At 71.4% G+C, this 21,700-nt stretch carries 25 protein-coding genes and 3 pseudogenes; 8 read left to right on the forward strand and 20 right to left on the reverse strand.

What is annotated here, in order from left to right; genetic code table 11:
• Positions 1-49: 49 nt before the first annotated feature.
• The 4 genes and pseudogenes from IPI43_12830 to IPI43_12845 all read right to left on the reverse strand — a co-directional run bounded on the left by IPI43_12830 (position 50) and on the right by IPI43_12845 (position 1,883).
• Positions 50-540, reverse strand: a pseudogene (locus IPI43_12830) (DNA starvation/stationary phase protection protein).
• Between the two features lie 54 nt (positions 541-594).
• Entirely contained in the window at positions 595-789 is a 195-nt protein-coding gene (locus IPI43_12835; protein ID MBK7774997.1) for a hypothetical protein, read from the reverse strand.
• A gap of 236 nt (positions 790-1,025) precedes the next feature.
• Positions 1,026-1,265, reverse strand: a complete 240-nt coding sequence (locus tag IPI43_12840; GenBank protein MBK7774998.1) for a hypothetical protein — start codon at positions 1,263-1,265, stop codon at positions 1,026-1,028.
• Between the two features lie 84 nt (positions 1,266-1,349).
• Entirely contained in the window at positions 1,350-1,883 is a 534-nt protein-coding gene (locus tag IPI43_12845) for a hypothetical protein (protein MBK7774999.1), read from the reverse strand.
• A gap of 1,040 nt (positions 1,884-2,923) precedes the next feature.
• Here IPI43_12845 and IPI43_12850 point away from each other — a divergent pair.
• Positions 2,924-3,346, forward strand: coding sequence for a hypothetical protein (locus IPI43_12850; protein ID MBK7775000.1), 423 nt, complete (start codon positions 2,924-2,926; stop codon positions 3,344-3,346).
• A 61-nt stretch (positions 3,347-3,407) separates the two neighbouring features.
• Here the strand turns inward: IPI43_12850 and IPI43_12855 are convergent, their stop codons facing one another.
• Both IPI43_12855 and IPI43_12860 read right to left on the reverse strand, forming a co-directional pair.
• Entirely contained in the window at positions 3,408-3,974 is a 567-nt protein-coding gene (locus tag IPI43_12855) for a hypothetical protein (GenBank protein ID MBK7775001.1), read from the reverse strand.
• A 28-nt stretch (positions 3,975-4,002) separates the two neighbouring features.
• Positions 4,003-4,224, reverse strand: coding sequence for a LysR family transcriptional regulator (locus tag IPI43_12860; protein ID MBK7775002.1), 222 nt, complete (start codon positions 4,222-4,224; stop codon positions 4,003-4,005).
• 1,464 nt (positions 4,225-5,688) lie between these two features.
• On the opposite strand from IPI43_12860, the gene IPI43_12865 reads away from it, so the two are divergent.
• Together IPI43_12865 and IPI43_12870 are read left to right on the forward strand one after the other, a co-directional pair.
• Positions 5,689-5,982: a hypothetical protein gene (locus tag IPI43_12865; protein ID MBK7775003.1), complete on the forward strand. Its 294-nt coding sequence runs from the start codon at positions 5,689-5,691 to the stop codon at positions 5,980-5,982.
• Between the two features lie 139 nt (positions 5,983-6,121).
• Positions 6,122-7,189, forward strand: a pseudogene (locus IPI43_12870) (putative sulfate exporter family transporter).
• A gap of 662 nt (positions 7,190-7,851) precedes the next feature.
• On the opposite strand, the gene IPI43_12875 reads toward IPI43_12870, so the two are convergent.
• The 8 genes and pseudogenes from IPI43_12875 to IPI43_12910 form a co-directional block, all read right to left on the reverse strand.
• Positions 7,852-8,409 (reverse strand): SDR family NAD(P)-dependent oxidoreductase, encoded by a 558-nt coding sequence (locus IPI43_12875; protein ID MBK7775004.1) that lies wholly within the window; start codon positions 8,407-8,409, stop codon positions 7,852-7,854.
• Positions 8,406-8,606 (reverse strand): hypothetical protein, encoded by a 201-nt coding sequence (locus tag IPI43_12880; GenBank protein MBK7775005.1) that lies wholly within the window; start codon positions 8,604-8,606, stop codon positions 8,406-8,408. The genes IPI43_12875 and IPI43_12880 overlap by 4 nt, the downstream gene beginning before the upstream one ends.
• 43 nt (positions 8,607-8,649) lie before the next feature.
• Positions 8,650-8,883 (reverse strand): hypothetical protein, encoded by a 234-nt coding sequence (locus IPI43_12885; GenBank protein ID MBK7775006.1) that lies wholly within the window; start codon positions 8,881-8,883, stop codon positions 8,650-8,652.
• A gap of 201 nt (positions 8,884-9,084) precedes the next feature.
• Positions 9,085-9,597 (reverse strand): Gfo/Idh/MocA family oxidoreductase, encoded by a 513-nt coding sequence (locus IPI43_12890; protein MBK7775007.1) that lies wholly within the window; start codon positions 9,595-9,597, stop codon positions 9,085-9,087.
• Between the two features lie 76 nt (positions 9,598-9,673).
• Positions 9,674-10,246: a sulfotransferase gene (locus IPI43_12895; GenBank protein ID MBK7775008.1), complete on the reverse strand. Its 573-nt coding sequence runs from the start codon at positions 10,244-10,246 to the stop codon at positions 9,674-9,676.
• A gap of 100 nt (positions 10,247-10,346) precedes the next feature.
• Positions 10,347-10,778 carry a sulfotransferase gene (locus IPI43_12900; GenBank protein ID MBK7775009.1) on the reverse strand — a complete coding sequence of 144 codons (432 nt, stop codon included), beginning with the start codon at positions 10,776-10,778 and terminating at the stop codon, positions 10,347-10,349.
• A gap of 325 nt (positions 10,779-11,103) precedes the next feature.
• Positions 11,104-11,364, reverse strand: a pseudogene (locus IPI43_12905) (SCP2 sterol-binding domain-containing protein).
• A 770-nt stretch (positions 11,365-12,134) separates the two neighbouring features.
• Positions 12,135-12,563: an MBL fold metallo-hydrolase gene (locus IPI43_12910; GenBank protein MBK7775010.1), complete on the reverse strand. Its 429-nt coding sequence runs from the start codon at positions 12,561-12,563 to the stop codon at positions 12,135-12,137.
• A gap of 877 nt (positions 12,564-13,440) precedes the next feature.
• Here IPI43_12910 and IPI43_12915 point away from each other — a divergent pair.
• Entirely contained in the window at positions 13,441-13,917 is a 477-nt protein-coding gene (locus tag IPI43_12915; GenBank protein MBK7775011.1) for a hypothetical protein, read from the forward strand.
• Positions 13,918-13,956: 39 nt separating this feature from the next.
• Here the strand turns inward: IPI43_12915 and IPI43_12920 are convergent, their stop codons facing one another.
• The 6 genes from IPI43_12920 to IPI43_12945 form a co-directional block, all read right to left on the reverse strand.
• Positions 13,957-14,265 (reverse strand): DUF1330 domain-containing protein, encoded by a 309-nt coding sequence (locus IPI43_12920; GenBank protein ID MBK7775012.1) that lies wholly within the window; start codon positions 14,263-14,265, stop codon positions 13,957-13,959.
• Between the two features lie 562 nt (positions 14,266-14,827).
• Positions 14,828-15,376 carry a hypothetical protein gene (locus tag IPI43_12925; GenBank protein ID MBK7775013.1) on the reverse strand — a complete coding sequence of 183 codons (549 nt, stop codon included), beginning with the start codon at positions 15,374-15,376 and terminating at the stop codon, positions 14,828-14,830.
• Positions 15,377-15,430: 54 nt separating this feature from the next.
• Positions 15,431-16,951 (reverse strand): GMC family oxidoreductase, encoded by a 1,521-nt coding sequence (locus tag IPI43_12930; GenBank protein MBK7775014.1) that lies wholly within the window; start codon positions 16,949-16,951, stop codon positions 15,431-15,433.
• The gene (locus IPI43_12935; protein MBK7775015.1) at positions 16,948-17,094 is read right to left on the reverse strand and encodes a hypothetical protein; all 147 of its coding nucleotides are present in this window, start codon (positions 17,092-17,094) and stop codon (positions 16,948-16,950) included. The genes IPI43_12930 and IPI43_12935 overlap by 4 nt, the downstream gene beginning before the upstream one ends.
• Positions 17,081-17,320, reverse strand: coding sequence for a hypothetical protein (locus IPI43_12940; GenBank protein ID MBK7775016.1), 240 nt, complete (start codon positions 17,318-17,320; stop codon positions 17,081-17,083). The genes IPI43_12935 and IPI43_12940 overlap by 14 nt, the downstream gene beginning before the upstream one ends.
• Positions 17,321-17,369: 49 nt before the next feature.
• A complete protein-coding gene (locus IPI43_12945) occupies positions 17,370-17,960 on the reverse strand; it encodes an FCD domain-containing protein (GenBank protein MBK7775017.1) in 591 nt (196 codons plus the stop codon).
• A gap of 159 nt (positions 17,961-18,119) precedes the next feature.
• Here IPI43_12945 and IPI43_12950 point away from each other — a divergent pair, with 159 nt between their 5' ends.
• The 4 genes from IPI43_12950 (at position 18,120) to IPI43_12965 (ending at position 21,693) form a co-directional block, all read left to right on the forward strand.
• Positions 18,120-18,566, forward strand: a complete 447-nt coding sequence (locus IPI43_12950; protein MBK7775018.1) for a DUF393 domain-containing protein — start codon at positions 18,120-18,122, stop codon at positions 18,564-18,566.
• Between the two features lie 80 nt (positions 18,567-18,646).
• Positions 18,647-19,666 carry a hypothetical protein gene (locus tag IPI43_12955; GenBank protein MBK7775019.1) on the forward strand — a complete coding sequence of 340 codons (1,020 nt, stop codon included), beginning with the start codon at positions 18,647-18,649 and terminating at the stop codon, positions 19,664-19,666.
• Entirely contained in the window at positions 19,666-20,550 is an 885-nt protein-coding gene (locus IPI43_12960) for a hypothetical protein (GenBank protein MBK7775020.1), read from the forward strand. The genes IPI43_12955 and IPI43_12960 overlap by 1 nt, the downstream gene beginning before the upstream one ends.
• 336 nt (positions 20,551-20,886) lie before the next feature.
• Positions 20,887-21,693, forward strand: coding sequence for a hypothetical protein (locus IPI43_12965; GenBank protein MBK7775021.1), 807 nt, complete (start codon positions 20,887-20,889; stop codon positions 21,691-21,693).
• Positions 21,694-21,700: the final 7 nt, after the last annotated feature.

Consider the following 21,700-nt stretch of genomic DNA (forward strand, 5'->3'; position numbering starts at 1 on the left):
CTGGTGCCCAGGTTGCGTTCGCCCTGTGCCTGCGCGGCGTGCGCTGAGCTCAGCCCAGCACGCTGCGCAGCATCCAGGCGGTCTTCTCGTGCACCTCGAGGCGGCGCGTGAGCAGGTCGGCCGTGGGCTGGTCGTTCGCGCCGCTCACCACCGGAAAGAGCTTGCGAGCCGTGCGCGCCGTGGCCTCTTGGGCGGCCACCAGGTGCCGCACCATGTCGTCGGCGCTGGGCACGCCGTCCACCTCGGCGATGGATCCAGGGCGTGGAAGGCCTTGTAGGTGCCTGGGGCCGGGTGGCCGAGCGCGCGGATGCGCTCGGCGAGCTCGTCGAGCGCCGTCCACTGCTCCGTGTACTGCGTCATGAACATGGCGTACAGGCTGGTGAACTGTGGCCCCGTCACGTTCCAGTGGAAGTTGTGGGTCATCAGGTAGAGGGTGTAGCTGTCGGCCAGCAGGGCGGAGAGGCCGGCCACGATGGCGGCGCGGTCCTCTGGGCTGATGCCGATGTCGATGGCGGGAAGTGTGGGAGATGCGCTCACGATTCGTTCCGTCGCACGAGCTGGGCTCCCGTGACAAGACCGGGCGCGAAGGCCGCTTCAGCCGCAGGTCACGCGGTCCGTGCAGCGCCGGGTGTTGGTCATGCTGCCGTCGTCGGCGCAGCGCCCGCTGAGGCACTCGTTGGACGAGTCGCACACGGTCCCGTTGGGGTCGCGTGTCTCACAGGTGGCGCAGTTCACCAGCTGGTCGCAGAGCGCGCCGGCCAGCTCTCGAGGTGTGTCTTCGAGCGCCACCCCCCCCCGAGGGGCTGGAGCACGCGCTGCCCCCGCCGGCGATGGCGAGCACGATGAGCGTGAGCGGGCGAAGACCGAAGGAGAACGCACGCGGGAGGAGGTCATGCCAAACACCCACAGCAACCTACGTGCCACGCCTCGCGAACCGCGATCGTCCGAGAGAACTCGGATCGCCGACGCAACGCTTGCGCTGCACGCGGGATTGGCGCGGGCAGAGCAACCTCGGCAGGGGGGCGTCACGCCAGCGGGCGAGTGCGCAGGAACGCCGCCAGCGCGGCCGACGAGAGAATGATGAACAGCGCGTAGAGCAGCGGCAGCCACAGCAGCTGAGCGTGCAGCTCCGCCAGGAACGAGGTCATCAAGATGCCCAGCGCCAGCGGGCTGTTCTGGATGCCGGTCTCGAAAGCCACCGCGCGGCGTGCGGCCGGCCCGAGGCCCTGGAGGCGCGCGCTCAGGTACCCGAGGCCGAAGCCCACGACCCGAGGCCCAGCGCCGCCGCGTACACCGTGGGGGGGGTGACTCGACCAGCAGGTGGCCGTTGCGCACGAGCCCCGTCCCGATCAGCAGCGCCAGCACGGCGAGCCCCGCCACGCTGCCGGCCCGCTCCACGCGCGCGGCCGCCGCCGACGAGCGGTGACGCACGGCCATGCCGATGCCCAGCGGCACCAGCATGAGCGCCAACGTGGCGGCGATGTTGGTGTAGGGGACGACCAACGTCGCGCTCGAGAAGGGCGCCGCATACACGCAGCGCGAGCGGCATGAGCACCACCGCGGCCACCGACGAGAGCGCCGTCATGGTGATGCTCAGCGCCAGGTCGGCGCGCGCATAGTAGGTGAACAGGTTCGAGGTGGTGCCCCCGGCGTGCAGCCCACCACGATGAGGCCGATGGCGAGCTCCGGCGGCAGCGCGAGCGCGTGCGCGCGAGGCCGAACGCGATCAGCGGCATCCAGCCGAACTGCGAGGCGAGGCCGATCAGCGGGCCCCGCGGTTTCCGCACCACCTCGCGGAACGCGTCCACGGTGAGGGTGGCGCCCATGCCCACCGCGAGGACCACCAGCAACGCGAGCAGGACTTGTTCGAGGGGCGAGAGCATGCGCGCCGCGAGTGGAGCGAGAGGCCGCCTGCGCTGTCGAGGGCAGGTTGGCTACGTCACCCGCCGAGCTGCGCCGAGGTCCCTGCGCTGCCCGCGCCCTGTCGTGCCTTGGCGCGTGACAGATACAGCGCCAGCAGCGGCCCGAGCAGCAGGCCGGGCACCAACACCACGCCCCACGTGAACAGGCCGGAGCGTGGCGATGGCGAGAAACCGCGCCACGTCGCTCGGGCGGACCGGCACGGGCTCTGAGGGCACGTGGGTGAGCGCGCGGATGGCGGCCACGTCCCCGTCGAGCAGCGCCTCCACGTCCGTGTGGCGGTACAGCGAGCGGCTCTGACGACCCCGCGCGAAGGCCCGCAGCGTGCGCAGCGGCGCGATGGCGGCGCCATGAAAGGCCGCCTACGTTCAGGACGTAGGCCGCCACGAAGTCCTCGCAGCCGGCGCCCAGCTCCCACGCAGAGATCTCCATCTCGCCCACCAGGTCGGTGTCGTAGCCGGTCACGATGTGGTGCAGGTCGTGGTACCGGACCGCCCGCACACGCGCCTCGGTGTTGGGGATGGGGACCGGGATGGGTCCGAACTTCACCTCCACCCAGGCGTCCCCGTAGCCGCCATCCGCGCCGAAGTGGTTGGCCTCGAAGTAGCGCGCCCGGGCGCTGCGGACGGGCTCGCTGGTGGGGTACTCGATGATCGCCATGGTTGCCTCCAAAAAGTGACTACGGTCATTTTTCGTGGTCAGTGATGTGCCCCTGGCAAGGCGCCAGCGGATGATTTTGTGGATTTTGTTGGTTAGACTGGCCGCCACAGGCGGACCTGGGTCGCAAAACCAAAGTCGAAGCGGACCGCCCTGCGCCCGGTAGAGGGTGGGCGGCGCGAGGCCAACAAGGAGGACAAGCGCGAGCGCATCCGCGCGAGGCGGCCTTCGAGGCTGTTCCTCGAGCACGGCGTGGGGCACCAAGCTGGCCGACGTGGCGGGAGCGCGCCGGCGTAGCCAAGGGCACCCTGTTCCTCTACGCGAGCGACAGAGGACCCTGGTCTGCATGGTGATGCACGAGCGCCTGGCCGCGGCGGTGGAGCGCGCCTTCCGCACGCTGCCGCGCGGGGTCCCCTTGCTGGACGAGCTGGTGCACGTCTTCGGGCTCTTGCTGCGCACCTATGGGGAGGCCCCCCCGACCTGGCCAGCGCTCGCGTGCGCGCTCGGCACCGCCAGCGGCCCCAACGGCCGGCGCATGGCGGCGCTGACCTACTCGTTCCTGCACCAGCTCGGCGGCCTGGTGCCGCAGCCAAGGCGCGCGGCGGGTGGCGCAGGACATCGACGTGCTGGCCGCCGCGCAGAACCTCTTCGCGCTGTACTTCGCTGCGATCATCTCGTGGCTGGGCGGCTATGGCACGCTCGAGGACGCCATCGAGAAGCAGCTGCGCACGCGTCGCTCGCGCTGCAGCTGCGCGGCCTCGCGCACTGAGCGAGGCGCGCGCTTGCCGGGGTGACCTGGCGCTCACGGCACCACCACCTCGTGCTCGGCGCTAGCGAACGCGCGGAAGCGCGCGGCGGTGCCGCTCGGGCGCGCTCGGCAGGGCCCAGCTGAAGCGCCGCCCGATCTCGAGGCCCAGGGATGCAGGCAGGCGCAGGCGCCCCGCGTCGAGGTCCTCGCCCATGGACCAGCGCGACAGGAACGCCACCCCGAGCGACAGCCCCACCGCGCGGCGGATGGCGGCCGTGCTGCCCAGCTCGAGGTCGAAGGGCATGGGCTTGCGGCCCAGCTTGCGCAGCGCGCGCTCCACCACGGTGCGTGTGCCCGAGCCCACCTCGCGCCACAGCACCGGCGTGTTCAGGTCCACGTTGTGGCCCCGGAACGGCGAGTTGGCGGCCACCACCGGCAAGAGCGTGTCGTCCAGCAGCCGCTCGAGGCGCACACGGGGCGCGCGCGAGGGCCCTCCACCAGCCCGAGGGGCAGGGCGCCGCTCTCCCGTGCGATGATCCCGCTGGTGTTTCGCCACGATCAGGCGCAAGCCCGTGGCGCCTTCCTGCGCCCGGAAGCGCGCAAGCTTGGGCACCAGGCCCGCCGCGATGGTGGTGCTGGCGCCCAGCACCAGAGGCGCGAGCGGGCGTCGCGCGTGGTCACGTCGGCCACCAGCTCGTCCACAGCTGGGCGTCGATGCGGCGCGCGTGCAACAGCAGCCGGCGGCCCGCGTCGGTGGGCGTGACGCCACGCGCAAAGCGCTCGACAGCGTGACCCCCAGCGCCCCCTCCCAGCTTCTTTACGCTGGCCGTCCACGGCGGCTGCGAGAGGTGCAGCTGGCGCGCCGCTTTGGTGATGCTGCCGGCGTCGATCCACGGCACAGCACGGCGAGGTGGCGGGAGTCGAAGTCGTCGCGCGCGCTAGCCATAGGCGTGACTATGGCACATCTGCTCCGACCATTCGTCACGGCGATGGATCGGAGGCGTCTTCGCACGTGTCCACGGCAGTCACGCGCATGACCCGGCGCCCCGCTGGGTCCGTTGGCACGTCCAGCCGCGACGGTGTTCTTCGCAGTTGCTGGACGGCACGGCCTTGACCGGCTGCGAAGGACGAGCACCTCGCCAGAAGTGACACCGCGGCGGTCCCACCGGCCAGATAGGGTGTCGAACGGACCGCTCGGCGGGCGCTCCGAGGCCTAGGTCGCACTGGTTCAGCACCACCCTTCGTCGTTTCATTCCCCAACTGGCTGGGCGCGCGGCCGTCGGCGGACCCGTGGACCACCGCGCTGCTGTCCCTCGTCGTGCTCGCCGCGCCCGGGTGCTACCGCGCCCACGAGGTCGCCGTCGACGACCCACCGGACGCGGGTCGTCGACGGACGCGGGCACCCGGGTCGAGGTCATCGTGTCTGACCGACGAGGGCCACCAGGCGCCGAGACCGGCGGCGGGCGCCCTCGTCGTGGTCGAGGACTGCGCCAGCGGGCAACGTGGGAGGCCGTCTCCGGCGCCAACGGTGCGGCGCGCTTCGACTCGTCCGGCGCGACCTGCTGGAACGTCACCGCGGGTCATCGGGGACGAGGCGCTCAGTGTGCTCCGTGCGCCTGTGCCCTTGCCGGGGCCGCTCGTCCTTTCGTGAAGTGGTGGTCCAGCCTTCGGACGTGCTTTCGCCTTGGCAGCTGGAGGTGGAGGAGGACTGAATGGGGGTTCTTCCAGCTCTCGGCGCCCCGGGGTGCGGCGCGGGCTCCTGACGTTCGAGGGGCTGGTAGACCGCGACGCTGGCCCTCCGTGAAGGCATCGCCGTCGTGATCCACGACAGGCGGAACGAGCAGCGGCTGCGTGGGAGATCGTGAACCTCGTCGCCGTGCCCGGCGGACCTCTGCGAGCGAGGTCGCGCCTGCCGCTGGCGAGCTCCGAGGTCGGGCGACGCGACCGTGGAGGTCATCGTTGCAAGCGTCCAACACTGTACCCGCAATCCTTCGTGGATGAGGGGGTCGCGGTTTGGAACCTCTCCCACCACGTCACCACCCGGTCGCCTGGCGGGGGCTCTACGAGGTCGGCTTTCCGGACACGCTTTACGGGGAGACCCTGACCCCGACGCTGCTACGCCTCGTTTCCGGTGGGTGATGCTCCGGGGCGCGTCCGGGTGGTCACCACCCCAGGCTCAGCGGAACCAGGTCGTTGGTTCGCGCACGCGATGCCTGTGCCGAATCGGATCGCGTCGTGGGGCGACATCCCGGCCGTGAGCGGCGGCCACCGGTCCGTGATCCCCGGCGTCACGGTCTCGGACCACGAAGGAGCTCGCTCGACGAGCTGGTGATCGACGTGGGGGCGCAGGGCACCGCGGCCGCATGGTCTTGCGGACGGCGGGACCCCGGCCCTTCCGCTGGAGCATCGAGAGCTTCGAGGTCGGGCGAGCCCGCTTCGAGGGCGTGCCACCCCTGCCAGCGACCGTGGAGGAGCGCGTCGCGCTCTCGGGGCGGAGCGTGTACGTGCAGTTCGGTGTCGTCGCGCCCTCGGCGGCATCCTACGCGCCGGACGACTCGTACCCGCTGACGGTGCCTTGGTGGTTCCGCGAAGGCTTCATCCTCGGTGATCCCGCGGAGTTCGGCCCCGAGCTCGCCCACTGCCCCGCCACCCCCTGAAGGCCAGCCGCCCAGTGCGGCGCACAGGCCGGCGAGCGATGCGCTGGGTGGCCTGCTGCGCGCTAGTCATAGATGGGGGTGATGGCACATCGGATCAAACGATTCGTCCATGCGATGTGTCGGGGGCACCTTCAGGGTCATGTCCACGCTCGACCTGCACCCCGGTCCCGTCCCGCTCGCAGCGCCTCTGCGCGCAGCCGCGGTGGTCCGTGCGTTCACTCGGTCACGCGGTGGGCTGCGCCGCGCCGTCGTCCCCGCGCTCGGCCTCGCCTGCCTGGTGATGCCCGGGCTCGGGTCGGTGGGCGCGCTGGCCCTGGGCGTCGCGGTGGCCTTCGCGGGGTGGAACGTGTGGGAGGCCGAGACCAACGCGCTGGCCAAGCGCCTGCTGATGCTGTCCGTGATGGGCCTCGGGGCGGGCCTCGACCTCGGCGCCGTGGTGGACGTGGGTCTCTTGGGCGCGGGCCTCGCGGTGGGCAGCATCGCCCTGTGCCTCGCGCTCGGCTGGGCGCTCGCGCGGCTCTTCCGCGTGGACGCGCTGACGGGGCTGCTGGTCACGGCCGGCACGGCCATCTGCGGAGGCAGCGCCATCGCCGCGGTGGCGCCCACCGTCTCGGCGCGCGCGCACCAGGTGACCGCGGCGCTCGGCACGGTGTTCACGCTCAACGCCGTGGCCCTGCTGGTCTTCCCGCTGGTAGGGCACGCGGCTCGGCGTGGACGCCCACCAGTTCGGGCTGTGGTGCGCCGTGGCCATCCACGACACCAGCTCGGTGGTGGGCGCCGCCATGACCACGGGCCTGACGCCCTCGAGGTGGCCACCACCGTGAGCTGGCGGGCGCGCTGCGGATCATCCCGCTCACGGCGGCCCCTGGCCTTACCACCCCCTTCCGGCAGCGGCGTTGCGGCGCAGGCTGCCTGCCGGCACGGCCACCGTGGACTCGCCCCGCCGGGGCCCGCGCCGCGCGCCCGTGGTTCCCGGGCTACCGTGGTGCTGGCGGCCGGCCTCGTGAACGCGTTCCCGGTCCTCGCGCCGCTCGGCGACGCAGCCAGCAGCCTCGCGCGGCGCCTGCTGGTGCTCGCGCTCTTCTTGGTGGGCGCCGCCCTCAGCGCGGCGCCTGCGTCGGTGGGCCTGCGCCCGTTCCTGCAGGGCGTCACGCCCTGGGTGCTAGTGTCGCTGGCGTCGCGGGGCGTGATCCTGGCCGTGACCTGAACGAGGACGGCCGTCGCCCTCGCGCGCAGAACGTGGACGTGGACGTCGTCCACGTCAGTCGACTCGTCACAAGTCCTGGATGGGTGACCGGCAAGCCGAATCGGCTTCTGGGAAGGCGATTAGGGCACCCCGGCTGAAGCCGAGGGCAGCAAACTACGCATGGATAGTCCTAAAGTCCCCGCCTGTCGGCGCGGACTGCGTGGCTGACAGCAGGGTGTGTTCTACCGACGTGCCCGGACGCAGAGGCTCCGCGGAGCCTCACGGCATGGGGTGTCCGGGTAACCTTGGTGAGACGGTCGTCAACCTCGCTTCCAGCTAGTCCGCCTCGCGCGGACTTTCCAGGTCGCCGGGGCCTGGTTTGCTGCCCCGGCTTCAGCTCAAGGTGCCCAAGTGCCATGAAACAGGCTGTATTCATCGACAGCCGAAGCCCGCCCAAACCCTCCGGAACCGTCCCCGGTCGCCTGGCACTTGCGACGAGTCGATAGACGTGAGACGTGCTCGTGCTCGTGCTCGTGCTCGCCTCCCGACCACACCTCTCAACGCTCTGGGGAAGCGCACCCGGTGATCTCGCCTCGCTCGCCTCCCAGAGCTTCGCCGCAGCGCGGTCGTCAGCGCGATGCGCTTCGGCGCAGTCACCTGGCAGTCCACGATGTACTGCCCGGTCACGTGCTCGAGCTCGGGGTGCGTGGCCGCGTAGGTGGCCCGCGGTAGCCCTCGGACTCGTCGATGCTGAACTGCTTCCACGCCGTCCCCAGGATCAGCTTCAGCGGCCCCGGGTTGTTGCCGATGCCGAGGTTCGTGAAGATCAGCCCCGGGTGCACCGCGTTCGTGGTGATGGACTCGCCGGCGAGGCGCCGGGCCAGCTCACGCGTGAAGCAGATGTTCCCGAGCTTGCTCGCCGAGTAGGACCCGAGCGGCCAGTAGAACCGCTTGAACGTGAGGTCGTCGAGCCGCAGGCGCCCGATGACGTAGCTGTTGGAGGTGACGTTCACCACGCGCGCGGCGGGGGCGCGGCGCAGGGCGGGCAGGAGCCGCAGCGTCAGCGCGAACGGGGCAAGGTAATTTACGGCCATGGTCATCTCGTGCCCCTCGTCGGTGAGCAGCCGGCGCTGGTTCACGAGCCCGGCGTTGTTCACCAGGATGTCGAGCGGCACGCCCAGCGCCAGCACCTCGCGGGCGGCGCGCTCCACTTCGCGCAGCAGGCTCAGGTCGGCGATCACGCGGATGGGCTCGGGGCGCCCGCGGCGCGCAGCGCGGCCTCCACCTCGGCGCAACGCGCAGGGCTGGGGCCACCAGGATCACGGTAGCGCCGCGCCCGAGAGCGAGCGCGGTGCCGCGGCCGATGCCGCTGGTGGGGCCGGTGACCAGCGCGTGCTTGCGGCAGGTCGGGGATGCTGGCGTGGTCGAAGGTGCTCATCGGGTCTCGTGGTCTCGGGGAGGGGTCTCGAACGGGTGCAGGGTCAGCGTGAGGCGCCGGCCGCGAGGCGCGCCAGCACCGCGGCGTCCCCTTTGCTGGGCAGCCCGGCGGCCAGGTAGAGCGCGTCGATCACGCGCATGTTGGCGACCGCGTCGTCGGCGGTGGTGGTGGGTGGCACGCCGGTGCGCACGGCCTCGGCAAAGGCGGCGAGCTGCGCGCGGTAGGTGGACCCGCCGGGCACGCGCTCCACGCGCTTCGCGCCGTCCGTGCGCACCACCAGGCGGTGGTAGACCTCCGGGCTTGATGAAGTTGAGGATGTCGATGCGCCCGCGCGAGCCCCACGAGCTTCATGGACACGCTCAGCAGGCGGCTGCAGCGCATGCCCACGAAGAGGTCCACCTTGGCGCCGCTCGTGGGCGGCCGCAGCGTGGCCTCCATCTGCCGGTCGATGAGCGTGCCGTGCAGCTTGGCGCGCGCGCTATCCACCACGGGCTCCTCGCCGGTCACGGCGCGCACGAAGCCCACCGGATAGCAGCCCATGTCGATGGTGCCGCCGCCGCCCGTGCGGTAGTCGAAGCGGAAGTCGTCGAACGGCAGGTAGGCCGAGAAGCTGGCGTCGATGGACCGCAGCGCGCCGATCTCCCCGAAGCGACGATGCTGCGCACGCGCCCACCAGCGGGTGGTAGCGGAAGTGCATGGCCTCGGCGACGATCAGCCCCGTGCCCGCCGCGGCCTCGGCGATGCGCGTGGCCTCGCTGGCGTTGGCCGCCATGGGCTTCTCGCACAGCACGTGCTTGCCCGCCGCGATGGCGCGCAGCGTCCACTCCACGTGCATGCTGATGGGCAGCGGCACGTAGACCGCGTCGATGTCCGGGCGCGCCAGCAGCTCGTCGAAGGAGCGGTGCGCTGGGGATGCCGTGCTTGCGCGCGCGTACTTCGCGAGCGCCTCGGGGCCCCTGGTACTCCTCGGCCACCGCCACCACCTCCACATCGGGCAGGGGTGCGGGCGTTGTTGATGAGCGCGAAGGGCGCGATGCGGGCGGCGCCCAGGATGCCGATGCGTAGCGTCATGACTCCTCCACGCGCACGGGGAAGCGCTCGAAGTAGAAGGCGAAGCGCCGCCGCAGGTCCTCGGGGCGCACCCCGAAGCCGCGCTCGAGGTCGTACTCGAGCCGCCCGTCCTTGCCGCGCGGGTGCGCCTCGAGGAAGGCCGCCTGCTCCGCGCGCGACGCGCTGGTGCGCGGGATGCGAGCGCGCCGGTAGATGGTGTCGAGCGTGCCCTCGGTGTCCTTCATGAACGCGTGGAACAGCACGTCGTGCGAGCGGTTGGCCGGAATCCGCTCGCGGTCCTCGACCCCGCGCCGCAGCAGCCGCTCGATGCGCTCCGCCCAGTAGGCGATCAGCCGGTCGGCGTCCACGCGCGTGCGCCCCACGCGCTCGGCGTAGCCCAGCATCGGACGGTGGACTGGATCACGGCCACCGGGTCGCGGTGCGTGGAAGATCACGGTGGCGTCCGGGGAACGTGGCGTCCAGCGCGGGCAGGTTCTCGAGGTGCTGCGGGGCACTTCAGCACGAAGCGTCGCGCCGGGCTTCCCGGCTTGCCGGTCCTGCCACTGAATCAGCTGGAGCGCGCGCTTCATGTACGCGAAGTGCGGTGTCTGGTCGGTGCGGGAAGCTGTGGTCGCGGTAGCGCGGCACGCCCCGTCCACTCGAACACGTAGCTCGCGAAGTCCGGCCCCATCAGGCTCGATCTCTTCGTGGATGTGGTCCGGCGTCAGGGTGCATGGCCGCGAGGTGCGGCACCGCGAGGCGCATGCCGACCCACTTGCCGGTGCAGCGCAGGTAGCGCGGGTCGGCCGACAGCGTGGTGACGCCCAGGCAGTCGCGCGCCTTGTCGGGCAGCGCCTGGTCCAGGCGCGAAGAGCGCGCGCCCAGCTTGCCCGGAGCGCGCTCGCGCGGGTTGGGCACGGGCTCGAGCAGCTCCCACAGCGGCAGCGAGCGGAAGCGGCTGTCGGCGGCCAGCAGGTTCACCAGGTGCGTGGTCCCGCTGCGCGGCAGGCCGGCCACGATCACGGGCGCCGCGATCACCTCTTGGTCGATCTCGGGGTGGCGCGTGTACTGGTCCTGCATGAGCAGGCGGTTGCTGGCGTAGCGCACGAGATCCCCGTGCACGGTCTGCTTGCCCAGGCCCGAGAGCGTCTCGTCGGCGCGGTAGTCGGCCAGCAGCAGCTCGAGGCGCGCTGCAAGTCCATGGGCCCGAAGTCGTTGAGCCCCGTGCGGCGGCGCGCGGAGTCAGCACGCTGTCCGTGTCGAGGCGCACCGCCCCGCGCTCGGCCAGCCGCTTGAGGCGCCGCTGCGTGGGCGTGAGCACCAGCTCGCGCAGGTCGTCGATGCGGATCACGTCCGGCTGCGCGTCGCTGGTCGCCGCCTTCAGGCCTTCTTCACGGGCCGCTTGATCTTGGTGAAGATCTCTGCCCAGGTGGATGGCCACTCCCCTGCGGTCGCCCTCGAAGCGCAGCTTGCCCTGCATGGCCGCCTTCAACGGGTGCAGGTCGCCGTAGTTCAGCGCCACGAAGTCGGCCGTGCTCATGCCGATGCAGCAGCTGGGCGAGGGGTGCGCGCCCTCGTGGATGCGGCAGGTGCCGTTCTCCACCACCACAGCCCACGTGCCGCCTCGGGGGGCGGTCAGCTCTACTGATAGACCGCGCGCAGCCCCGGCACCGGCGTCCGGCACGAACCGCGCGGGCATGCCCGCCATCAGGCTCGCCACCTCGCCCGCTGCGCCTGCTCGCCGGCGCGGCGAGCAGCGCCTCGTCCAGCTTGCGCTCCTGCGCGCGCAGCCAGCCACCCAGCCAGAAGTTCTTCGCGTCCTCGGGCTGCTCCAGCAGGTGCGCGTGCGCGTCGCGGGCGAGCGCGAGCGCTCCGCGGTGGCCGGGCTGGGCCTCGAGCGCAGCCTCGGCGAGGCCCAGCGCGCGCAGCGGATCGGAGACCAGCAGCGCGAGCCCTTCGTCCACCACGCGGTCGGGCCCCAGCAGCGCCGACAGCGTGCCCGTCACGGGCGCGGCGGGGTACAGTCGCGCATGCTGCGCAGCTTGAACCAGCCCAGGTAGCTCTCCCAGATGGTGCGGCAGGCCCCAAGACGCCCTGCCGCAGCCCTCGCCCACGTACAGCTCGTCCGGCAGCCGCAGCTCGCGTGCGACGTCGTCGATGTCGCGGCCCTGGTTGATGCCCAGCACCGTCTGGTCGTGCACGTAGCGCACCGCGGCCTCGAGCCGGTCGAGGCACGCGCGGATCAGCGCGCCGCCCTCGATGGGCAGGCCGTGCCCGGTGATCAGCACCTCGGCCCCGAGCGCCCGCACGCGGTCGAGCGTGTCGAGATACGCCAAGGGGTCGCGGTAGCGGTCGCCGCGCACGGTGTTGAAGTTGGGGAAGTGCGGGAACAGCGGCCCGAACGTGTTGCCCACGAACGCCGTGCGCGTGGTGGGCAGCCAGATGACGGGTTGTCGATGGTCTCGCCGCCCGGGCAGCTCAGCAGCTCGAAGCGCACGTTGCCGGTCTCCACCACCAGCTGCTCGCTGAAGACCTCGTCGGGCACCGGCGCGTCCTGCACCACCACGTCGGGGTGGTGCGCCGCCACCTCGAGCGCGTGGTCGATGACCTCCTGGAACCACACGTAGCTGTGCGGTCGCCGCCGGGCCGCGATGCGCGCGTCGTCGGCCTGGCAGCGCAGGTTGTTGGCCTGCGCGATGAAGCGCGTGCCCGCCCTCGGCGTAAGAGCCCCACGCCGCCCACGTGGTCCACGTGCCCCTGTGTCACGAGGATGTGCGTGGTGGGCAGCCGGCTCACCGCATCGAAATTGCGCTCGTGCGTGAGCGCCTCGAAGCCGAGCCCGGTGTTCACGATCACGCGGCCCCCCGCGGTGAGCACCATGTACGCGTTGGACGTGCCGGGCGACATGTGGATGCCGGCGCCACCTCCGCGCCTCAGGTGCGCTGGCCGCGGCGCAGCGCTTCGTCGCCCCAGGGGCGCTGGTTCACGAGCTCTCGTACGGGGTCCATCGGGGCGAATGTAATACGACCGTATTATGTTGGCAAGCTCGAGGTTGGCGTTGCCGTGAACGGCGACGTCTATCGACTCGTCACAAGTCCTTCGTAGTGATGGGCATGCCGAATCGGCTTCTGGAAAGGCGATTAGGGCACCCCCGCCGAAGCGGAGGGCAGCAAACTACGCATGGATAGTCCTAAAGTCCCCCGCCTGTCGCGTGGACTACGGCTGATAGCGGGTGTGCTCCACCAAGGGACCCGGACGCAGCCGTTCCAGCCGCCTCCCTGTGTGGGGCCCGGGTAACCTTGGTAGGCCGGTCACCAACCTTTCCACCCGGTAGTCCCCTCGCGGGGACTTTCAGATCGTCCGGGGCCTGGTTGCTGCCCCTCGGCTTCGGCCGGGGTGCCCAAGTCTTGAAACACGGTGGATTCCTCGACAGCCAGAGCCCACGGAGAACCCTCCCAGACCTCCTTTGGTCGCCATCGACTTGTGACGAGTCGATGAGACGGCGACGCGAGCTCGGTGCCCCTCGACCTCAGGCGGTGAGAACCCTGGAAAACCCTCCACGGACTCGACAGGAGCCGCGCCGGCAGGCATCTAGCTTCGGCTGATGCGCCCCGACACCGCCGAGACCCGCGCGCGCTTGATCGCCACTGCCGAGCAGCTCTACGCCGAGCGCGGGCTGGACGGGCGTGTCCCTGGTCGAGATCAGCCGCGAGGCCGGGCAGCGCAACCGGGCCGCCGCGCAGTACCACTTCACCGACAAGGCGGGGCTGGGTGCAGGCCATCCTTGGACAAGCACACGCCGGGCATCGAGGCCGCGCGGCACGCCATGATCGACGCGCTCGAGGCGGGCACCGGCGAGCCCCCGCTGCGGGCCTGGGTGGACGCACTCGTGCGTCCGCTGGCCGCCAAGCTGGACGACGAAGACGGTGGTCGCGCGTTCCTGCGCGTGCAGGCCGAGCTGATGCGCCAGCCCGACGCCACGCTAGAGCACCGCGCCAAGCAGAACCGCGGCGCCGAGCGCCTCCTGCGCGGCATGACGCGTGCCACCACCGGAGCCGTCCCCGTGCCGCGCGCGCTGTTGGCCGCGCGCATGCTGCTGGTCACCGGGCTGCTGTTCCACGGCATGTCGGACTACCTGGCGCGCGACGCGGGGGGACCGCCGCCACGCGCCGTGTTCGTGGAGGCGCTGGTGGACGCCATCGAGGCCCTGCTGGCCGCGTCGCCGTCGGCCTCGGCGCTGGCGGCTGGCCGTCGCGGGTGAGCGGGGACACACTGAACGTCCATGCTCGCTCGCGTCGGATCAGCCTGGGCGCGGCGACTCGTGAGCCGCCAGCACGTGAACCTGCCCGACGCTCGGCGCGAACAGCCGGTCGCGGATGGCCAGGTAGGCCGGGTCGGCGAAGAACGCCGCGAACGCCGCCTGCGTGGCGAAGCGAATGGTGAAGAGGCGATTGAAGCGCGCCCCCTCCGGGCCGCGCAGCACCTCGGCCACGCGCACGTCGAGGACGAAGCGGCCCCCCGCGGCCTCGAGCAGGGGCGTCATCTCGGCGCGGTACTGCGTGTAGACGGCGTCATCGAGGACCTCGAGGCCAATCGTGCGGTCGAACATGGGGCAGCGTCTCCAGGGGTGTTGAGGCCACAGCTTGTCGCGCTTCTCCCTCTTCGGGCTCGCCCTGCTCTCTGGCTGCGGCGGAGGCGCCGAGGGCACCGGCGGCACGGGCGGCAGCACCACGGGCGCAGGCGCCGCGGAGCCGCTCACCTGCACGGTGCCCGAGGTCGCCCAGGCTCGCCCCATCGCACCGTTGCTCATCCCTGGCTGCAGCTTCACGGGCGGCTCGTCGTCCACGCCCACCATCCTGCGCACCGCCGAAGAGGTCTCCGTGGCACTCCAGTGCAGCGGCGAGGGCCAGCCGCCAGGCAGCGCGCTCGGCGTCGACATGGCGGCCAACGGCGTCTACCTGCTGCAGTACACCATGTCGCCCGCCTTCGGCGGCCTCCAGGTCTTCGACGACGGCACGCGCTCACGGTGCTCACCGCGCTTCCGCCCCCAACTGCCCGGGCGACCCCATGCCCATGCCCATGAACAGCACGGCCGCGTGGCTCATGCCCAAGGACGCCTCGCGCACCATGCAGCAAGCCACGTGCTCGCTGCCCGAGCGCTGCGACTGACGTCAGCGCTTGCCGTCCGGCCGCGCCACCACGTCGCCGGGCGCGAGCGCGCCCTCGCGCTTCAGCACCCAGAAGTCGCTGATGGGCACGAACGCGGGGCCCACCTTGAAGACCTCCCAGCCGAGCAGCAGCTCCGAGCTGCCGGGGTTCACGCTCACCAGCGGGCAGAAGCCGGCGCTGGCGGGGAAGTCCTGCTTCAGGTTGCCGGCCACCTGGTAGTCCAGGTAGTGCCCGCCACGCCAACCGCGCGGGAAGCGCACGCCCGCCGCCGGGCGCACGTGGTAGTGCCCGAAGGTCAGCGCCTTGCCGTGGCGGTCGCGCTTGGGCGCCGGCGGCGTGTCCCAGCCGGTCTGCTCCACCTTCACGTTCCAGCCGCGCAGCACGCCGCTGGCTGGGTCGCGGTGGAAGGTCTTGCGGAACGACTTCCACATGAGCTTGTGAAACAGGTCGGGCATGCTCAGGTCGATGCCCGTGTAGGTGGTGTCCGCGAGCGCGTCGAGGTCGAGGGGCGCGCCGCGGCGCACGATGTCGTAGAGCTCGCGGCCGTTCATGGAGAGCACTTGATCGAGGTGATGGTCATGGGGTTCCGGAGGGTCAGAGGGTGTTCAGCACGGACCGCGCGGCCGAGGTGGCCACGGCCGCGATGGGGATCTGCGGGTTTCACCCCCGAGGCTGCTGGGAAACACGCTGGAGTCGGCCACGTAGAGGCCGCGCGGGTGGCGTGGTGGCGGAAGTCCGGGCGCACCACCGCGCTGCGGGTCACTGCCCATGCGGCAGGTGCCGAACATGTGCGTGATGGCGCTGGTGTATGCGGACGCGCGCTTCGGGCCGTGCTGCTCGAGCTCGATCAAGTCGGCCACGCGCGAGGTGCGCCGCAAGAAGCCGCGCACGCCCGGCGACACGTGGTCCGCGCCGGCCGCCAGCATCATCTCGCCCATCACGCGCAGCCCGCGGCGGTAGCGCCGCACGTCGTGGTCGCTCGGGGAGAAGAACACGTGGGGCTTGCCGCGCACCACGCGCACCACGCCCTCGGCCTCGGCGCACCGCGGCGCCCCAGTCGAGCACGTGCGCCATGTCGTCGACCTCGCGCCAGCTCGCGGCCCACGCCCTCGGAGGCGCCCGGCCATCACCCCGAGGTCGAAGCCCAGCGCCTCGAACTTGAGGCCCTCGTGGCGCAGCCCGGTGACTTCGTGCCCCTGCGTGGCGCCCTCCCACATGCGCACGGGCTCGGGGAAGCGCCCGGCCATGGACACGCCCGGGTGGCACTGGAAGTGGCGCCCCACGGGGCCTTGGCGCAGCCCGCTGCGCATCAGGAGCGCGGGGCTCTGCACGGCGCTGGCCGCCACGATCACGGCGCGCGCTGCGTGCACGCGCACCTCGGCGCCGCCGTCGGTCACGCCGTGCACGCCCGTGGCGCGGCCCGCCCGCACGTCGATGCCCGTGACCTCGGTGCAGCTCAGCACCACGGCGCCAGCCTGCTCCGCGTCGGCCAGCAACGTAGCGTCCACCGAGAGCTTGCGGGCGTTGGGGCAGCCCTGCATGCAGCGGCCGAGGCCCTCGCAGCCCTGCACGTTGCGGCGGATGGGCCGGTGCGCGAGGCCCAGCGCTTCGGCGCCGCGCGCCAGCAGCTGGTTCTTCGCTCCTGCAATGGCGGGGTCCGTGGGGCGCACGTTGAGGCGCGCCTCCAGCATGTCGGTCGTCGCCTCGAGCACGTCCCACGGCAGCGCGTCCGCGAGCGCGCGGTCCTTGGTGAGCCACTCGTCGTACACGTCGCGGGGCATGCGCCAGCAGATGGCGCCGTTGATGGGCGAGCTGCCGCCCACCAGCTTGCCCTGCACGAACGGCGTGGGCGCCGAGCCCAGCACCACCGACGCGCCCATGTCGCGGTACGTGTCGGCCATGGAATGGAACGCCGACAGCTGGAACTCGCGCGGCGCGAACCAGCGGCCCGCCTCGATGACGATCACCGAGGCGCCCGCGCGGGCCACTCGCGTGCGGCGCGCGCTGCCCGCCGGGCCGCTGCCGATGATGACCACGTCGGCGCGCAGCTCGAGCGCTCGGTGCACGTGGCGTCCGTCGATGCGCTCGCTCACGCGCGGCTTTGGACTGCTCGTCGTAGCGCTCACGCGCGCCTCCGGGCCGTGGCCTGCACCGCCGGGTCGGTGAAGTACGCCAGGCACGCCACCACCTTGGCGATCTCCACCAGCTCACCAACGCCAGGCATCCCCGCAGCGCGTGTGATGAAGGCCTCGCGCTCATCGGCGCTCAACTCGGTGAGCGCGCGCTCGTAGCCCAGCACGCGCGGCAGCACCGCCGAGCACCAGCGTGGCCACCCGCAGACCGAGCCGGAGGTGCACGGGTGCGGCTGCGTCGAAGCGCACCCAGAAGGCGCGCAGGTCCACGTCCTCGATGGCGGGCAGGCCGCGCCCTGGGGCAGGCAGGATCGCTGCCAGCAGGGCGTCGCGCAGGCGCGTCTCGGTCTTGGTCCAGCTCATGCGTTTGCTCCTTCTCGCGCCCGCAGCAGCGCCTCGAAGCGCGCGAGCGTCAGCGCGTCCACGTCGGCCAGCGCCTGCTCGATGATGGCCCCGCGCCCGCCCCGCCATCGCGCAGGGCCTCCAGCACGCGCGCCATGGACGCCGTGTTGGCGGCCGGCTCGGCATACATGGCCTGCGCCACCATGGGCAGCTCCTCGAGCACGCGCGCCATGGTGTTCAGCACGCTCAGCGCCACCACGTTGCCGGTGGCCTGCAGCATGGCGCGCGCAAACGCCATGTCGGCGTCGCGCAGCGCGCTCACCCCCTCGTGCGACGCCGCCAGCATGCGCGCGGCGGCCCCCTGGAGCTGCGCGGCCTGCCCCAGCAGCGCCTCGCGGTGGCGCACCATCAGGCGCACCGCGATCACGCGCCGCACCTCGAGGAAGTCCCCGAGGATGCTCACCGCCTGGGCAGGCTGGTCCAGCGTGGCCTCGAGCCAGAAGGGGATCAGGGAGATGTCCCCGACTCGGCCGGGTCGTTCACGCGCAGCCCGCTGCCCTGCCGCGCCGTGACCAGGCCGCGCGTCTCGAGCCGCGACACCACACGCTGAATGTGGCGGGTTCACGCCGTGCTGCTCGGCCAGCTCCCGCACCGTGGGCAACCGGCTCCCACGCGCGTACCGCCCCGCAGGATGTCCTGCGTCAGGGCGTGCTCGATGGCGCTGGGCGACTTGTCGGGGTGCATCGGCGAAATGAATGACACAATTGAACGATACAATCAAGCCGTAACGCTCGGAGCGTTTGCGCTACCCTGCCTGGGTATGCGCCGCCCCACCCACGGAGAGCTCCCCCCGGCCGTCAGCCCCAGCGATGTCGTCATTCTGTTCGACGCCGAGTGCGTGGTGTGCAGCGGCTGGGTGCACTTCATCCTGCGCAACGATCCCAAGGGGAACCTGCGCATCGGCGCGGTCCAGACGCCCACGGGTAAGGCGCTGCTGCGCTACGCCGGCCTCGATGACCAGGACGTGGACACCATGCTGCTGGTCGAGCGCGGCGTGCCGTACTCGCAGTCGAGCGCGTTCCTGCGGGCGGTCTGCTACCTGCGCTTCCCGTGGCCACTGCTCACCGTGGGCCGGGTGTTGACCGTGTTCCTGCGCAACTGGCTGTACGACCGCGTGGCCAAGAACCGCTACCGCCTGTTCGGCAAGAAGGAGCTGTGCCTGATCCCCTCGCCCGCCCAGCGTGCCCGCTTCCTGCCTGAAGATTGAAGCTGACTGGGGGGGGGCCAGCACACCGCGTCGCACATTTGGACACGACGGTGCCACTGAACTACTATCGTCGGGCCGTCATGACGTATTTCCGCCTCTTCCTCGGGGTCATGCTGCTGGGGCTGCTCGCGCTGATCCCCCAGCGCGCTGACGCTCAGTCCACCGGATCGCAGGCCGCCGCCGAGGCGCTCTTCCGCGAGGGCCGGCGCCTGATGGAAGAGGGCAACTACGACGAAGCGTGCCCCAAGTTCGAGGCCAGCAACCGGCTCGACGTGGCCGTGGGCACCCTGCTCAACCTGGGTGTCTGCTGGGAGCAGGGTGGCCGGCTGGCGAGTGCCTGGGCCACCTTCTTGGAAGCGGCAGCATTGGCCGCGCGCACCGGATCGCCCGAGCGCGAGCAGCTGGCGCGCAGCCGCGCGGCCGAGCTCGAGTCACGCTTGATCCGCATCCGCGTGATCGTGGACAGCCCCGCGCGCGGCGAGCAGGTCACGGTGGGCGATCGCGCCTTCGATGACGTGATGTGGAGCGTGGCGATCCCCATCGATGCGGGCGAGTGGCCGGTGCAAGCGACTGCGCCTGGCCGCATCCCCTGGGAGGGCACTGTCACCGCAGCGAACGAGGGCAGCGTGGTGGAGCTGCACGTGCCCGCGCTCGAGGTGGCTCCGGAGCCCGAGGTCACCGAGCTGCCGCCTGGGTTGCAGCAGCCCGTAGCGCCCGTGATCCCCGAGGAGCCAGCCAACCCAGCGCGCACGGCTGGCTGGGTGGTGACCGCCGTGGGGGCCGCCACGCCTCCGGAGCCGGCCTGGGCCTCGGCATCAACGCCAGAACCTGTGGAACGACGCCAACTGCGCTCGGGCGGGGAGAACTACTACTGCGCCAGCGCGGCGGATCAGTCGGACGCCGAGACCGCGCGCACACGTGCCAACATCGCCACCGGCCTTCTCGTCGCGGGCGGCACCGTTGCCATCGCCGGAGTCATCTTGGTCATCGTCTCGAGCGGCGGCGACGATGACGCCGAGGACGGGGCCAGCGCGCGCGTGCGCGTGACACCCAGCGTGGGGCGGCAGGGCGCGGGCCTCAGCATTCAGGGGGCATTCTGATGAAGACCGGTATGCATACCATCTTTCGTAGCGGCCTCGGTCGCGGTGCCCGCAGCACCTTTCCGGCCCTGCTCCTCGTGCTGGGTCTCGGTGGCTGCGTGGAGATCATCGGCATCGAGGACACGGAGATCGAGCCCGGTCGCGACCTCACCTGCGTGGGTAACGTCACCCCGCCCGTGAGCGACGGCGAGCCCGTCCTGATCCGTGCCGTGATCACCAACATCACGGATCCCATGCGGCAGGGACCGGTGCCCGGCGTTCAGGTGGTGCGCTGCAACTCGCGCCTCGGCGCGGCCTGCGACTTCGGGACGCCCTACTTCCCGGACCCCGAGACCTTCATCGTGGAGGTGCCCGTCACCTCGGGCTTCAACGGCTACCTGCGCATCCTCGACGCGGACACCGACGACGCGGACGACTGGGTGCCCTACCTCTGGTACTTCAGCCAGCCCATCATCAACACGCGCGCCGAGCCGTTCCCCATCCAGGCCCTGACGGTGCCGGTGCGCGAGGGGCTCATCTATCCCGAGACCAGCGTCACCCAGGACCCGGCGCGTGGCGACATGGCCATCAACGCCGTGGACTGCGGCGACACGAACGCGCCCAACATCCACTTCGAGGTCACCACGCCGGCCAGCATCAGCGCAGGCACCGACCCCTGGTACTTCTCCGGCATGATGGTGGTCATCGCGAGCGCTCCCGCCAACGAGACCACCGATGGCCTCGGGCTAGGCGGGTTCCGTGGGCTCGAGCCCGGCACCATCGGCATCCGTTCCTACGTGGCGGACACGTTCGACTTCGAGACCCGCAACGGCGAGCTGGTGGCTGAGGACACCCTGCTGATCGAGCCGGACACGCTCACCACGGTGCGTCTCCTGCCCGAGTGACGCGCCGCAGGCCGGCGGTTGCGTCGTCCGTGGGCGCCGGCAGGAGAGGTGAGCAGGTACGGGCTGTGCCGCTGTGCTTGTGGCCGTGGGGGGGGGGTCCACGAGCGACGCTCCTTCGGAGATGGGCGCCGTTGACGTCGGAGGGTCGCGAGATGGGGAGCAAGAGCAGGGCGGAGACGACGGTGGCAGCCAGACGAACGGTCGCCGTGCCCCCATCAGCCCCGTCGCGGGCGGCGGTCGAATGACGTCCCCGTCGTACGCGATGACGATCTCGGTGGGCTCCGTGTCGCCCGTGGGCGACAGCGCGAGCGCGAGCTACCAGCTGCGAGGTGGCCGATGAACCGCGCACATGTCGGTCGTGTTGCGCTGCTCGCTTGTCTGCTGTGGACGCCGGCGACCTTCGCCGCCGCGCAGGCTCAGCTGCTCCCGGTGCACGGGACGCTCCAGACACCGGAGGGGACGCCCGTGAATGGCGTCGTGGCCATCAACTTCTCCCTCTACGCCGACCAACTTGCGGGTACGCCGCTCTTCGCCGAGGCGCGCAACGTGGTCGTCGAGGATGGCGAGTTCGTGGTCTACCTCGGCGAGATCAACCCGCTCGACCCTGCGCTCTTCCGCGCGCAGGCGTCGGTGCACATTGGCATTCGCGTGGGGGCGGACCCCGAGATGACACCGCGCATCCCGCTCGGCAGCGTTCCCTATGCGGCCTACGCCACGAACTGCGGCGACGCCGACACGGTCGAGGGGATGTCAGCCCAGGAGCTCGCGGAGCAGGCAGCCCCTCCCAGCGGCGCCGTCATGTACTTCGACCTTCCGTCGTGTCCGGCGGGCTGGTCGGAGCTCGTCGCCGCGCGGGGCGCGGGGGGCGGGGGGTCCAGTGGCGGAACCACCTGGCGCCGCTCGGGAACCTCGAGAATCGCTCCCACACCCATGCGGTGGATCCTGCGGCCAGCATGTCCATGGCCGCCGGAGGGCACGACCACTCCTACGGTGGCGGCTCGATCACCACGGACACGGCAGGTGCACACACGCACCCCGTGGACGCACCGGCGACGGTGTCCACCTCGGCGGGCGACCACAACCACCAATGGTTGGCTCGCACCAGCCTCCTCATCTGGTCGTACGACTCGGCTGGAGCGATGATTCAAGG

The sequence above is a fragment of the Sandaracinaceae bacterium genome, from assembly GCA_016706685.1.
Classification (GTDB): Bacteria; Myxococcota_A; Polyangia; order Polyangiales; family Houyiibacteriaceae; genus JADJJE01.